Origin of the sequence: Bacteroides sp. HMSC067B03 (assembly GCF_001811315.1) — a bacterium.
In the GTDB taxonomy this organism is placed as follows: Bacteria; Bacteroidota; Bacteroidia; order Bacteroidales; family Bacteroidaceae; genus Bacteroides; species Bacteroides faecis.
In genome coordinates this window covers 55457-70281 of the sequence record NZ_KV804409.1, presented here as the reverse complement: position 1 = coordinate 70281, position 14825 = coordinate 55457, and the positions used below count along the sequence as shown (strand labels likewise).

Here is a 14825-nt window from a genome sequence, read left to right as displayed (position 1 = left end):
ACAATAGAATGCCCGAAAAACTCTTATGTAGAAGTGACTCGGTCCTGTTGATTTCTCTATATGGAATAGGGGATCAATCCAAAGCTCCGGTTGTTTTCAGTTTGTTTCTTTCCGTACGGAAATGAATTAAATTATAAATTAAGGATTAGGCACGGATTACACGGATGAACACGGTTGTTTTACGTAATTAATCATAGCACTAAAACCGTGAAATCCGTGTAATCCGTGCCTAAATATATTCTTTTCTGTACAGTATAGAGCTCAAACCTGTTTTTTGACTGACCCCGGAATAGGAATGGCTTTCTATATAAGAGAAGCGGGGAAAATAAAAGAGCCAACTAAACCGGGATGACTTAGTTGGCTTTATATAAGTGAATTATGAATAACTTCTTATTTTAAGAGAAGATTATTCTTCTGCTTTCAATGACTCGTCGATTACTTTAATTTTCTGTAATACCAATTCGAGATCAGCTTTCAGCTTATCTACCTTGCGGTTCAGTTCTGTCAGCAAGCTGCTACCTTTTTTGGAAGAAGAAGTAAGGAATCCCAGATTATTCTCATAAGTCTGAAGTTCATTCTTCATATTTTCATAAATACGTACCAGTTTTTCTCTTTCTCTATACAGAGATTGTGAGCCGCCTCCTTGAATATTGCTGATATTCGAGCGGAAATTACTCAACTTCTTGTTTGACGCACTGATGTTGAATCGGTCGAACAGTTGGTCGATCAAGCCATGATATTGCTTGTACAATTTATCTTTTTCCTTGAACGGGACATGACCGATGGAATTCCATTCTTTCATCAAGTCGCGTACCAAAGTACCGGCTTCATCCGTATCCATATTTTCGTCGATGGAAGCTAATTTCTCAATCAACGCTTTTTTCTTCTCCATGTTCTCTACTTCTACAGAGCGTTGTGAAGAAGTGGCCTTATTCTTCTGATCGAAGAAATAATCGCAGGCGGTGATGAAGCGTTTCCATACGGCATCCGAATATTTCTTGGCTACCGGACCGATGGTTTTCCATTCTTTCTGCAACTTAGTCAGCGCATCGGCGGTTGCTTTCCAGTCGGTGCTGTCTTTCAGAGCTTCTGCCTTTTCGCAAAGTGCTTTCTTCTTTTCCAGATTTTCGTTCATTCCTTCTTTGAGCGCTTTGAAGAATTCTCCTTTCTTTTTGAAGAAATCATCGCAGGCGTGGCGGAAACGTTCGAATATCTTCACGTTCATCTTTTGAGGAGCGAATCCGATGGTCTTCCATTTGTTTTGCAGAGCAATCACTTCCTGTGTCTTGTTTTCCCAGGCTGAGAATGTTTTCAGTTCATCGTACTCGATTGCTTCTACAATTTCGCAAATGACAGTCTTTTGATCCAGATTGTGCTGTTCCGATTCTTTCAGCGCTTCGAAATGTTGCTGGTGACGGCGGTTGACAGCCGTAGAAGCAGCTTTGAAGCGGTTCCAGATTTCGTCACGCAATTCTTTAGCTACCGGACCCGTATCACGGAATTCCTGATGTAACTTCTGAAGCTGGTGGAAAGCGGAAACTACATCTTCTTCGTCGGCAAGCTTTTCGGCAGCTTCACAAAGATGAGTCTTTATTTCCAGATTCTTCTTGAAATCGTATTCACGGAATTCGTTGTTCAGTTTCAGCAGATCGTAGAATTTCTCTACGTACAGTTGGTAATTCTTCCAAAGTTCATTCACCTTGCCCTGAGGAACCAGTTTGGTCTCGTTCCATTGCTGTTGCAGCTTTTTGAACTCTGTATAAGATTTATTGGCATCATCACCCGATTCTACCAATTCTTTAAGTTCTTCGATAATGGAAAGCTTGACTTGCAGATTTTCTTCTTTCTGACGTTCCTGTTCGGCAACCAGCCGGCTTCTTTTCTCTTTGATAGATCCCATCAGGCGTTTGAATTCCTCTTCTGTGGGGTCATCCTTCGGAGTGAAGTCTTCAGCAACGCCTCCATTGTCGATAAACTGCTTCTTGGCAGCCTCCACTTCGGCGTTGTGCAACTTGTAGAATGATTGTTTTAGGTTGTCAATTTCCTGCTTGTTCGCATTTTCCGAGTCTTGCGCAAGCTCTTTCAATCGGTTCAGTACGTCTTCCTTTGTGGCAGGTTTAGGTGCTGCTTCAGTCTGAACTTCGGCAGTAACTTCTTCAGTAACTTTTTCGGTACCTTCTTCAGCCGGAGTCTCTGTAATGGCTTCAGAAACCTCAACTGTTTTCTTTTCTTCTTCTAACTCCCCTTGGTTCAAGGGAAGATTAGTGTCATGAGCGTCCATCATTGTATATTAGTTTTGGGTCACAAAATAATGAAATAAAACGATTACTTCATACTCTTTTGCTTATTTTTTTTTGATTATCGTGTTTTTAGGATAATAAAACCGTAATTCCCATGTACAACATCATGCCGATTATGTCATTTGTGATGGCTATAAACGGACCTGTCGCGATGGCAGGGTCTATCTTTAGTTTCTCCAGCGTCATCGGAACGAGGGTACCGAAGATAGAGGCGAACATTACTACGGCAAACAGGCTGATGGATACGGAATAAGTGACCGTAGCCGTCGCGCCGAACCGGATAAAGTTGTAGGTATATACCAGCAGGGAAATAATGGTAGCATTGATTAAAGCTACTACCGCTTCCTTGGTTACTTGCTTGAATGTGTTTTTTGCGTCCAGCGAACTGTTGGCAAGTCCTTGTACGATGATGGCGGAAGATTGTGTTCCGACGTTTCCTCCCGTACCACCGATCAGCGGAATGTATAATGCCATTTCGGGATGGGCGGCGAAAGTGGCGTCGAAGTTTCCCAATATCATGGAGTTTCCGATTCCTCCGATCATACCGATCAGTAGCCACGGTAGCCGGGCTGTGGTTTGTCTCAGTACGTTGTCATCGGTTTCTACGTCCTGCGAAAGACCGGATGCCAACTGGTAATCGCGTTCCGACTGTTCACGAACTTCGTCCATGACGTCGTCGACAGTGATCTGTCCTATCAGTCTGCCGATACTGTCTACTACAGGGATGGCAACAAGGTCATACTTTTCAATGGTTTGTGCCACTTCGTCGATGGAAGTGTCTACGTGTACCGAAATCGGGTCTTTCTGCATCACATGTTTCACTTTGGATACAGAAGGGGAAGTGATCATCTTCTTGAGCGGGAAAATTCCCCTTAGACGTTCATCGTCATCGATGACATATACATAATATATCTCATCCAGTTCTTCGGCTTGCTGGCGCATTTCCTTCAGACATTCGGGCATACTCCAGTTTTCGTTTACGACTACCATTTCGGTGCCCATCAGACCACCGGCGGTGTTTTCGTCATATTTCAACAGGTCTACAATGTCGCCTGCCTGTTCGATGTCTTCGATGTGCGAAAGAATTTCTTCCTGTTTGTCTTCGTCGAGGTCACGCATCAGGTCTACGGCGTCATCCGTATCCATGTAGTCCACAAAGCGCTTGGCAATCGTTTCCGAAGGGATCATTTCGAGGAATTCCTTACGAACGTCCTCATCCATTTCGACAAGTACGTCGGCTGCAGTTTCATTGTTGAGCAGGCGATAGATAAACCGGGCTTCTTCCGGGTTCAGGTCATCACACAGTTCAGCGATGTCGGCGGGGTGAAGGTCGACAAGAAGTTCTTTTACCTTATCGGCATCCTTCTGCTCGATAAGGTGTTTTACGTTGTCAATGTATTCCTCGTTCATCTTTTTGTTTGCGATTAAACGTTTTACAAATTACATACAGGTTCCTCTCACAGACTGTCAGTTGCCGGAAGTGTTGGCTGCTTTCAGTGCTTCCTCTACCTGATTCGTCAGGCTGATGAATTCTTCTATCGATAGCTGTTCCGGGCGTTTGTTGAATAAGGCGTCCTCTGTCAACGGGCAGTCTTTGCCTAAAATCGGTTTGATAGAGTTACGCAATGTTTTACGCCGTTGGTTGAAGGTGGTCTTCACTACTTGTTTGAACAGTTTTTCGTCGCATCCCAGATTTTGCGTGTCATTGCGTGTCATCCGGATGACGGCGCTTTTAACTTTGGGAGGCGGGTTGAAAACATGTTCGCTGACGGTAAAGAGATATTCTACTTTATACCATGCCTGTATCAGTACACTCAGGATGCCGTAGGTTTTACTGCCCGGTCCGGCAGCGATACGTTCGGCTACTTCCTTCTGGATCATTCCGGTACAGCAGGGGATGATGTCTCTGTTTTCCAGCATCTTGAAAAATATCTGGCTGGAGATGTTGTATGGGTAATTACCGGTCAGAACGAAAGGCTTTCCGTCGAACAACCGGTGAAGATTCATTTTCAGAAAATCGTCTTCGATAATGTGATCTTCCAGTGACGGATAGGCTTCGCGGAGATAGGCAACCGATTCGTAGTCCACTTCAACGACTTTTACCAACCGGTCCTTTTTTACCAGAAACTGTGTCAATACCCCCATGCCCGGTCCTACCTCCAATATCGGCAATTCGGGAAAGGTGTCGACTGTATCGGCAATATCCTGCGCTACTTTCAAATCTTTCAGAAAGTGCTGTCCGAGAAACTTTTTAGGCTTTACTAATTTCATTTACCAACTAAATAATTACTTTTGCAGCCGACAAAGGTAATTCTTTTAAATGAAGAATGAAGAATTAAGGATGAAGAAACTATTAAAAAAGACGCTGAAACTGATATTACCGATCGTTTTAGGCGGCTTTATTCTATATTGGGTTTATCGCGACTTTGATTTCGCCGAAGCCGGCGAGGTATTGCGGCATGGCACGAACTGGTGGTGGATGCTCTTCTCTCTCTTGTTTGGAGTGCTTGCCCAGGTGTTCCGCGGATGGCGGTGGCGGCAGACGCTGGAACCGTTGGATGCTTTTCCCAAGAGAAGTGACTGCGTGAATGCCATTTTTGTTTCGTATGCTGCCAGTCTGATTGTTCCCCGGATAGGGGAGGTGAGTCGTTGCGGTGTATTGGCGAAGTACGATAATGTCTCGTTTGCCAAGTCGCTGGGGACAGTGGTGACGGAACGACTGGTAGATACACTGACCATTCTTCTGATTACCGGTGTGACTGTGCTGCTGCAAATGCCGATCTTTGTCACTTTCCTGGAAAACACAGGTACCAAAATACCTTCTTTGATACACCTTCTGACTTCAGTATGGTTCTATATCGTCCTATTTTGCTTTATCGGGGTAGCGGTCCTCCTTTATTATTTACGGAAGACGCTGTTTTTCTATGAACAGGTGAAAGGCTTTGTTCTGAATATTTGGGAAGGGATCATGTCTTTGAGAGGTGTACGTAATATTCCTTTGTTCATCTTTTATACATTAGCCATCTGGGCTTGTTATTTTTTTCATTTCTATTTTACGTTCTATTGCTTCGCTTTTACGGCTCATCTGGGGGTAATGGCGGCCTTAGTAATGTTTGTAGGTGGCACGTTTGCTGTCATTGTGCCAACTCCTAACGGGGCGGGACCGTGGCATTTTGCCATCATCTCCATGATGATGCTTTACGGAGTAAATGTAACGGATGCCGGAATATTTGCTCTAATTGTGCACGGTATTCAAACTTTTTTGGTAGTTTTGTTGGGTGTATATGGTTTGGCGGCTTTGCCGTTTACCAATAGACAGCGAAAGTAATCACTTAATAAAAAATAGATTTGTTATGAGTACTATTCTTTCTTTAGCTCCACAGAATGTGTGGAAGCATTTTTATTCGTTGACTCAGATTCCCCGTCCGTCCGGACACATGGAGAAAGTGACTGACTTCCTGATGAACTTCGGAAAAGGTTTGGGATTGGAATCTTTTGTAGACGGAGCGGGTAATGTGATTATCCGTAAGCCGGCAACTCCGGGCATGGAAAACCGGAAAGGTGTAATTCTTCAGGCACACATGGATATGGTTCCTCAGAAGAACAATGATACGGTTCATGATTTTGAAAAAGATCCTATCGAAACTTATATAGATGGCGACTGGGTGAAAGCCAGAGGCACTACTTTGGGTGCAGATAACGGACTTGGGGTAGCTGCTATCATGGCTGTGCTGGAAGCGAATGATTTGAAACATGGTCCTCTGGAAGCACTGATCACCAAAGATGAAGAAACCGGAATGTACGGTGCATTCGGCTTAAAACCGGGTACGGTAAACGGAGAAATCCTGCTGAACCTTGACTCAGAGGATGAAGGTGAACTGTATATCGGTTGTGCCGGAGGTATGGATGTGACTGCTACGCTGGAATATAAAGAAGTAGCTCCCGAAGAAGGCGATATCGCTGTTAAAGTCACTCTGAAAGGCTTACGCGGCGGACACTCCGGATTGGAAATCAATGAGGGACGTGCCAATGCCAATAAACTGCTGGTTCGTTTCGTACGTGAAGCGGTTGCCAGCTATGAAGCTCGCTTGGTAAGCTGGGACGGGGGTAATATGCGCAACGCTATTCCTCGTGAAGCATGTGCCGTACTTGCCATTCCTGCTGAAAACGAAGAAGAACTGCTGGGACTGGTGAAATATTGCGAAGACCTGTTCAATGAAGAATATGCTGCGATTGAAACTCCGATCAGTTTTACGGCAGAGCATGTAGAACTTCCTGCCGGTGAAGTGCCCGAAGAGATTCAGGATAATCTGATTGATGCTATCTTTGCTTGTCAGAATGGCGTGACTCGTATGATCCCGACCGTTCCCGATACGGTAGAAACATCGTCCAATCTGGCTATCATCACGATTGGCGGAGGTAAGGCAGCGATTAAGATTCTGGCTCGTAGCTCCAGTGATAGCATGAAAGAATATCTGACTACCAGTCTTGAATCCTGCTTCTCAATGGCAGGTATGAAGGTAGAAATGACCGGAGGTTATTCCGGATGGCAGCCGAATGTTGACTCACCGATTTTGCATGCGATGAAGGAATCCTATAAACAGCAGTTTGGTGTAGAACCTGCTGTGAAGGTAATTCATGCGGGATTGGAATGTGGTATTATCGGTGCTATTATTCCGGGGCTGGATATGATTTCGTTTGGTCCGACGTTACGTTCACCGCATTCACCGGACGAAAGAGCACTGATTCCTACTGTACAGAAGTTCTACGATTTTCTGGTAGCTACTTTAGCACAGACTCCGATGAAATAAGTATTCTTTTCCTATTATATAAATAGGCGTCATATAGTAAAAGGCATGAAAGATAATCTTTCGTGCCTTTTTGTCATAGTTGCTGCCATTGATATTACAATTCTGTCTCATAACAAATAAATTAATTGATGCAAATCAATTAATATGCTGTAAAACATAAAATTCTGGCTTTTTTAGGTATAACGTATAAACAAAGGTCGTATTTTTGTGTTGTAAAACATGTAAATAGGAGGATAACAAAATGAAAAAGTTAGAAAGATTGTTTAGAAAGATCGGCAGTGCCGATGTACATGTTTGGGGATATTCAACACTTGGCATACTCCCCAAGGAAAAAGCTTGATTTTTTAGTTTTCAGGTATTAGTAATTTTAAAAGTTTAAAGATTATGGCAAAGAAAATGAGTTCATTCATTAGAAAAATCCTCAGTGAAGTAGGTCGCAACGAAATGCTTTCATGGGGGTACAGAATTGAAAAATGAGATTCAGTACATTAACTAAGCTTAAGTGGGGATGCGTGATTGAAAACGTTATCCCCACTTTTTTTATCTTCTCTTACTACTGCTTACTTCTCTGTAAAAGTGTTTTTTAAGCTAAAAAGTACAAATCTTTAAACTTTATTTCTTTACTTTGTTATTTATACAGAGAGATATATCAAACTTAAACTGGATAAATTATGAAAATAAAGCAGATGTGTATGCTGGTGCTGTTATGGTTGGGAGTGATTCCGGCGATGCAGGCACAGACGTTCGACAAATTGTGGAAAGAAGTGGAGCAGGCGGAAAAGAAAAGCCTGCCTCAAACAGTGATAAAGCTGACAGGCGAGATCTATCAGAAAGGAGAGATGGAAAAGAACTCTCCGCAAATGTTGAAAGCGTATATGTGGCGGATGAAGTATCGGGATATGCTGACTCCTGACAGCCTTTATACAGGCCTGCAGGAGTTGAAACAATGGGCTAAGCAAGCTGACAAACCGATGGACCGGGCTATATTGCATTCATTGATCGCAGGAATGTATGCAGATTATGCCGCTAATAACCAATGGCAACTCCGGCAGCGGACGGAAATTGCAGGCGAAGCTCCCTCGGCAGATATGAGAGAATGGACAGCCAATATGTTTGTAGAGAAAGTCAGGACGAATGTCAAAGAAGCAATGGCAGATTCTGTGTTATTGCTCAATACTTCTTCACGTACTTATATTCCTTTTGTAGAGTTGGGCGAAACAAGTGAATACTATCATCATGATATGTATCATTTACTGGCTTCCCGCAGCATTGAAGCATTGCAGCGGATACAGGGGCTGGATCGTACGACTCCGATAGAGGCCTATTCGGAGGAAACTTCTTCTGAAAAAGAATCGTTGGTGAAACAGGATATTGAACGTATATATGATCAGATGCTCACTTCTTATAAAGCCAAGGGGGATAAGGAAGGGTGTTTGCTGACAAGTCTGAATTATTTGAATTGGAAGCATGGCACCTCGAAGAGTTTTCGTGAGCCTTTTAGAGTGAAGAAAGGCGGTACTTATATGACATTCGATCCTTATGAAACAGGGCTGGATGCATTGAAAACCGAGTATAAGTCGTTAGATCTTTGTGCTGAAGTGTATTTGGCTCAGGCTAATAATGCGATTGGGAAAGAACAGGAAACTGTTGCTTTGCAACTTTGTGACGAGGCGATCCGTTTGTATCCCGGTTACCGCAGAATCAATGCATTGAAGAACCTTCGCGAAGATATCCTGGCACCTTCTCTGAATGTGACTGCAGCTGCTACGGCTTTTCCCGGTGAGGAAATAGAGATAAGGGCTTCGCACAAGAATCTGGACGGATTTACGCTTCGGCTCTATCAGGCTAAGAAAATGATAAAGGAGCAGCATTTTGCAGTTCTCCGTCCGAAAGATTACCGGACACAGGATACAGTATTTACATTCAAGGCACCGGAAGTTGGAGAATATGTAATGCGTATTGTTCCGGATATTCGTGCAAAGAGAGACAGTGAAAGTAAATTTAATGTCACGCGTCTCAAGGCATTGACTTGTCGTTTGCCGGGAAATCAGTATGAGGTAGTGACACTGGACGGACAAACGGGTCATCCTGTTCCGAATGCAAAGATAACTCTTTATACAAATGATGAAAAAGTATTGCAGGAATTTACGGCAGGAGCAGATGGAAAAGTGGTATTCCCTTGGAAATCAGAATACAGATATTTGAAAGCTACCAAAGGTGCGGATATTGCTATGCCGTTTCAAGGTATCTATGGCGGAAGCTATGGATATTATGGAGATGAAAATAAGGTTTCGGAACAAATGACCCTGTTGACAGACCGTTCTTTGTATCGTCCCGGACAGACTGTGTATGTGAAAGGAATTGCTTATGCACAAAAATCGGATACGGCGAATGTGCTTCCGAACAAAGAATATACTGTGATATTGACAGATGCGAACGATCAGGAAGTCGGACAGAAAAAGGTACGTACCAATGAATTCGGTTCGTTTGCCACAGATTTTGCATTGCCTTCGGCCTGCTTGAATGGGATGTTCTCGTTGAAGGCCGGAAATGGCAGGACAAGTATTCGCGTGGAAGATTATAAACGCCCGACATTCGATATCACTTTTGAGAAACAGACAGGAAGTTATCAACTGGGAGATCAGGTAGAGGTAAAAGGTAAGATACAGTCTTATAGCGGTGTTTTATTGCAGGATCTTCCCGTGAAATATACCGTGAAGCGTTCTGTCTTTAGTTTGTGGCGGTTTGCGGAAAGCACACAGATCGCTTCCGGTGAGGTGACTGCCAATGAGAACGGGGAATTTACGATACCGGTCTGTCTGGAAGAAAATGATGCTTATAAGAATGATGCCAGAGTATACTACCGTTATTCGATAGAAGCTACTGCAACCAATGTGGCGGGTGAAACGCAGTCTTCTACAGATGTGATTGCAGCAGGTAACCGTTCGTTGGTTTTGCAGACCGAGTTAGCTGATAAGACTTGTAAAGATAAGCCGTTTCATACCGTATTTAAGGTACAGAATCTGAATGGTCAGCCTGTCGAAGTGACGGGTACGTTCAATTTGTACAAAGCCCAAGATGCGGATTTCAAGAAACTGGATGAGAAGCCGGTGGCAACAGGAACGTTCACTTCTAACGAAGAAATGACGATTCATTGGGGAAATCTTCCTTCCGGACCTTATGTATTGAAAGCAACGGTGAAAGATACACAAGGCAAGGAAGTGACAGCTGATGCGAATACGATTCTTTTCTCTTCGAAGGATCAGCGTCCGCCGATTGAAACGACTGTGTGGTTCTATGAGGCAAATACGGAATTTGATGCTGAGCATCCGGCAATGTTCTGCTTCGGGACTTCGAAGAAAGAGGCTTATGTGATGATGAATGTATTTTCCGGAAATGAACTGCTGGAAAGTAAAGTCATGAACTTGTCCGATACGATTGTACACTTTAAATATCCGTATAAGGAAAGTTATGGAGAAGGTGTCTTTCTCAACTTCTGCATGGTAAGGGACGGACAGGTATATCAGGAACAGGTCCGATTGAAGAAACGCCTGCCGGACAAGACGTTGACAATGAAGTGGGAAGTATTTCGTGATAAACTGCGTCCCGGACAAAAAGAGGAATGGAAGCTGACGATTAAGACACCGCAAGGACAGGCTGCCGAGGCAGAAATGTTAGCGACTATGTACGACGCTTCGTTGGATAAGATATGGAATAGAAAGCAGAATTTCAGTATTTATTATAATCAGCTCATCCCTTATTCCAATTGGATGAGTGGATATTTCGGCAATAATTCGTTCAATTACTGGTGGAATCAAAAATATCTCAAGGTGCCGGCAATGGAGTATGATCATTTTGTGACGCAACTATCCATTGAGCATTTCTTGTCTGCCCAGTTGGGAGGGGTACCGGTAATTGTTAGTGATGCTATGGATCAAGCATCATCTAGGACTATACGTATTAGAGGTACAAATACATATGCTGCAAAAGGGAAAGTGGAAATGGTTGGAGCTGTAGCTTCTAATGCTGCAATGGAAGTTGCAATGGATGCGGCAGGAAATATTGAAGAGGAAACCCTCCCTGAAGCCCCTGCCGACTTGCGTACCAATTTGGCGGAAACAGCTTTCTTCTACCCGCAACTCCGTACTAATGAGCAGGGAGAAGTTTCCTTTTCTTTCACTATGCCCGAGAGTCTGACCCGTTGGAACTTCCGCGGATATTCTCATACGAAAGGAATGCTGACGGGTACATTGGATGGTGAAGCTACTACGAGCAAAGAATTTATGCTGACTCCCAATCTTCCCCGTTTTGTTCGTGTCGGAGATAAGACGTCTATTGCTGCTTCTATTTCCAATATGACCGGAAAGCTGCAGGTCGGTACAGTGAGCATGATTCTCTTTGACCCGATGACGGAAAAGGTGATCAGTACACAGAAACAGAAGTTTACCGTAGAAGCCGGAAAGACAATAGGGGTTAACTTCATGTTTAGCGTGAGTGATAAATACGAGATACTGGGCTGCCGGATGATTGCTGACAGCGGTACATTCAGTGATGGTGAGCAGCAGTTGCTTCCGGTGCTTAGCAACAAAGAGCATTTGGTAGAAACTCTTCCGATGCCTGTCCGTGGAGAAGAGACACGTATTTTCTCTCTCGACAGCCTGTTCAATCATCACAGTAAAACTGCGACTGACCGTAAACTGACTGTCGAGTTTACCGGAAATCCGGCCTGGTATGCTATTCAAGCATTGCCTTCATTGAGTCTCCCGGAAAACAATAATGCTATTTCATGGGCTACCGCCTACTATGCCAATACGTTGGCTTCTTATATAATGAATAGCCAGCCACGCATCAAGGCTGTATTCGATAGCTGGAAACTTCAGGGTGGCAATAAAGAAACTTTCCTGAGCAACCTGCAAAAAAATCAGGAGGTGAAGAACATTCTGTTGTCTGAGTCTCCATGGGTGCTCGAAGCGCAAACGGAAGAACAGCAGAAAGAACGCATCGCCACTCTGTTTGATCTGAATAATATCCGTAGCAATAACATTGCCGCTTTGACAAGATTACAGGAATTGCAGAATTCAAGCGGAGCATGGTCCTGGTACAAAGGAATGAGCGGCAGCCGCTATGTCACTACGTACATTGCCGAATTGAACGCCCGTCTTGCTATGATGACCGGTGGGAAACTGGATGGTGCAGCACTTGCTTTACAGAAAAATGCCTTTACCTATCTCCATCAGGAAGCTTTGAAGGAGTATAAAGAAATTCTTAAAGCACAGAAAGACGGTGTGAAGTTTACAGGTGTTTCCGGAAGTATCCTGCAATATCTGTATCTGGTCGCAATTTCGGGTGAACAAGTCCCTGCTGCCAATAAATCTGCCTATACTTATTATCTCTCCAAGGTGGGTGAAATGCTCACGACCGCTTCGATGGATACGAAAGCGATAGCTGCCATTATTCTGGATAAAGCAGGACGGAAGAAAGAAGCTCAGGAATTTGTTGCTTCCCTGAAAGAGCATCTGACGAAGACAGCCGAACAGGGAATGTTCTTCGCTTTCAATGAAAACCCGTACGCTTGGGGTGGAATGAAGATGCAGGCTCATGTAGACGTGATGGAAGCATTGGAATTGATAGGCGGAAATAACGATACTGTAGAAGAAATGAAACTTTGGCTGCTGAAGCAGAAACAGACGCAGCAGTGGAATTCTCCGGTAGCTACTGCCGATGCTGTCTATGCTTTACTGATGAAAGGCGTAAACTTGCTCGATAATCAGGGAGATGTGCGTATTGTTATTGCTGATGAGGTACTGGAGACCGTTTCTCCAAGTAAGACGACTGTGCCGGGGTTAGGCTATATCAAACGTTCGTTTACACAGAAGAATGTGGTAGACGCTCGTAAGATAGAAGTCGAAAAGAGAAATCCGGGCATTGCGTGGGGAGCTGTTTATGCGGAATATGAATCACCGGTCAGCGATGTGAGACAACAGGGAGGAGAGCTGAATGTACAAAAACAACTCTATGTAGAACGTATGGTGAACAATGCCCCTCAACTGCAACCTGTTACTGAAAAGACGGTTCTTCAGGTAGGCGATAAGATCGTTTCCCGTTTGAGCATTCGTGTAGACCGTCCGATGGACTTTGTACAGTTGAAAGACCAGCGGGGAGCCTGCTTCGAACCGATCGGCAGTGTATCCGGTTACAATTGGAGTAATGGAATCGGTTATTATGTAGATATCAAAGATGCTTCCACTAACTTCTTCTTCGACCATCTGGGCAAAGGAGTGTATGTATTGGAGTATGGCTATCGCATCAGCAGAGCAGGAACCTATGAGACCGGCTTGGCTACGATGCAATGCGCCTATGCGCCGGAATACGCTTCCCATTCTGCTTCAATGACAATAATTATCAAATAGTTCAGGGAGGGGATTTCTTGTCCACCGATGAGAAAGGCGTTCCCCACCGATGAAGAAGGTGTTCCCCACCGATGAAGGCCTCCCTCATCGGTGGGGAACTTTTTGTTGATGAATACTGCCTTGCAGGAGCCGTCACCGGGTAAAGTATTTTCTCAAACGGTGTTAATCTATGTAATCTGTGATGAAAAACTCATCTAAAACTCCTACATTTGTGGACCAAAATAAAATATATCACATGAAACGTACTTTACTATTGATATTTACACTGCTTACTGTCACTTTGGCGGCTGTTGCCCAACCTCGTATTTCTTCTAATAAGGAGACGCACAACTTTGGACAAATAGAATGGAAAAAGCCGGTAACAGTGGAATATACGATCACCAATACCGGAAACGAGCCGTTAGTGCTGACAAATGTCACTACTTCCTGTGCCTGTGCTGTAGCAGACTGGACAAAGGAACCGATTGCTCCGGGTGCCAAAGGAACCGTAAAAGCTTCTTTTGATGCGAAAGCACTGGGGCGTTTTGATAAGTCAATAGGTATCTATAGCAATGCCACCCCGAATCTGGTTTATCTGAAATTCACCGGTGAGGTAGTGCAGGAAATCAAAGATTATTCAAAGATTCTTCCTTATGCTATCGGTAATATCCGCATTGACCGTGACGAGTTCTCTTTCCCCGATGTTTATCGTGGACAGCAACCGTCTATGACATTCAGCATTGCCAACCTTTCCGACCGCCCTTACGAACCGGTATTGATGCACTTACCTCCTTATCTGAAGATGGAAGCGGAACCTAAAGTACTGCTGAAAGGTAAAAAAGGAACGATTAAACTGACGCTGGATGCCAGCCAGTTGCAAGACTTCGGACTGACACAGACTTCTGTCTACCTGTCCCGTTTCTCCGGTGATAAAGTGAGTGAAGACAATGAGATACCCGTTTCAGCCATTCTTCTTCCCGATTTCTCGCGTATGACGGAGAAAGATTCTTTGAATGCTCCTTCCATCCACATCTCGGAGACGAATATTGACCTGAGTATTCCGTTGATCAAGAAGAATAAAGTCAGCCATGATATATTGATCGCTAATGCGGGCAAGACCCCGTTAGTCATCAGCAAGCTACAGGTATTCAACTCTTCTGTAGGAGTAAGACTGAAAAAAACGGTCATTCCACCGGACGGAATGACCAAGTTGAAAGTGACAATCCACAAGCGGGATGTAGGTAATAAGAAACATCATTTACGTATCTTGATGATTACAAACGACCCGTTGCGTCCGAAAGTTGAAATAAATATCAAACGCTAAC

General features: G+C 44.0%; 6 protein-coding genes and 2 pseudogenes. 5 read left to right on the top strand and 3 right to left on the bottom strand.

Features of this window, described 5'->3' with window-relative positions:
* Nucleotides 1-406 precede the first annotated feature (406 nt).
* The 3 genes from HMPREF2794_RS18315 to rsmA all read right to left on the bottom strand — a co-directional run bounded on the left by HMPREF2794_RS18315 (nt 407) and on the right by rsmA (nt 4571).
* On the bottom strand, nt 407-2284 hold the full coding sequence (locus tag HMPREF2794_RS18315) for a DUF349 domain-containing protein (RefSeq protein ID WP_010536632.1): 1878 nt from the start codon (nt 2282-2284) through the stop codon (nt 407-409).
* Nucleotides 2285-2369: 85 nt separating this feature from the next.
* Nucleotides 2370-3710 (bottom strand): magnesium transporter, encoded by a 1341-nt coding sequence (gene mgtE / locus HMPREF2794_RS18310; RefSeq protein ID WP_010536633.1) that lies wholly within the window; start codon nt 3708-3710, stop codon nt 2370-2372.
* A 57-nt stretch (nt 3711-3767) separates the two neighbouring features.
* Nucleotides 3768-4571 (bottom strand): 16S rRNA (adenine(1518)-N(6)/adenine(1519)-N(6))-dimethyltransferase RsmA, encoded by an 804-nt coding sequence (rsmA, locus tag HMPREF2794_RS18305; protein ID WP_070752147.1) that lies wholly within the window; start codon nt 4569-4571, stop codon nt 3768-3770.
* A 70-nt stretch (nt 4572-4641) separates the two neighbouring features.
* On the opposite strand from rsmA, the gene HMPREF2794_RS18300 reads away from it, so the two are divergent.
* The 5 genes and pseudogenes from HMPREF2794_RS18300 to HMPREF2794_RS18285 all read left to right on the top strand — a co-directional run bounded on the left by HMPREF2794_RS18300 (nt 4642) and on the right by HMPREF2794_RS18285 (nt 14824).
* Nucleotides 4642-5628, top strand: coding sequence for a lysylphosphatidylglycerol synthase transmembrane domain-containing protein (locus HMPREF2794_RS18300; protein WP_070752145.1), 987 nt, complete (start codon nt 4642-4644; stop codon nt 5626-5628).
* Nucleotides 5629-5653: 25 nt separating this feature from the next.
* Nucleotides 5654-7111 (top strand): aminoacyl-histidine dipeptidase, encoded by a 1458-nt coding sequence (locus HMPREF2794_RS18295; protein ID WP_070752144.1) that lies wholly within the window; start codon nt 5654-5656, stop codon nt 7109-7111.
* 671 nt (nt 7112-7782) lie between these two features.
* A pseudogene (locus HMPREF2794_RS29965) lies at nt 7783-8401 on the top strand (alpha-2-macroglobulin); the annotation flags it as partial.
* 68 nt (nt 8402-8469) lie between these two features.
* Nucleotides 8470-13521, top strand: a pseudogene (locus HMPREF2794_RS18290) (alpha-2-macroglobulin family protein); the annotation flags it as partial.
* A 235-nt stretch (nt 13522-13756) separates the two neighbouring features.
* Nucleotides 13757-14824, top strand: coding sequence for a DUF1573 domain-containing protein (locus HMPREF2794_RS18285; protein ID WP_010536638.1), 1068 nt, complete (start codon nt 13757-13759; stop codon nt 14822-14824).
* Nucleotide 14825 lies beyond the last annotated feature (1 nt).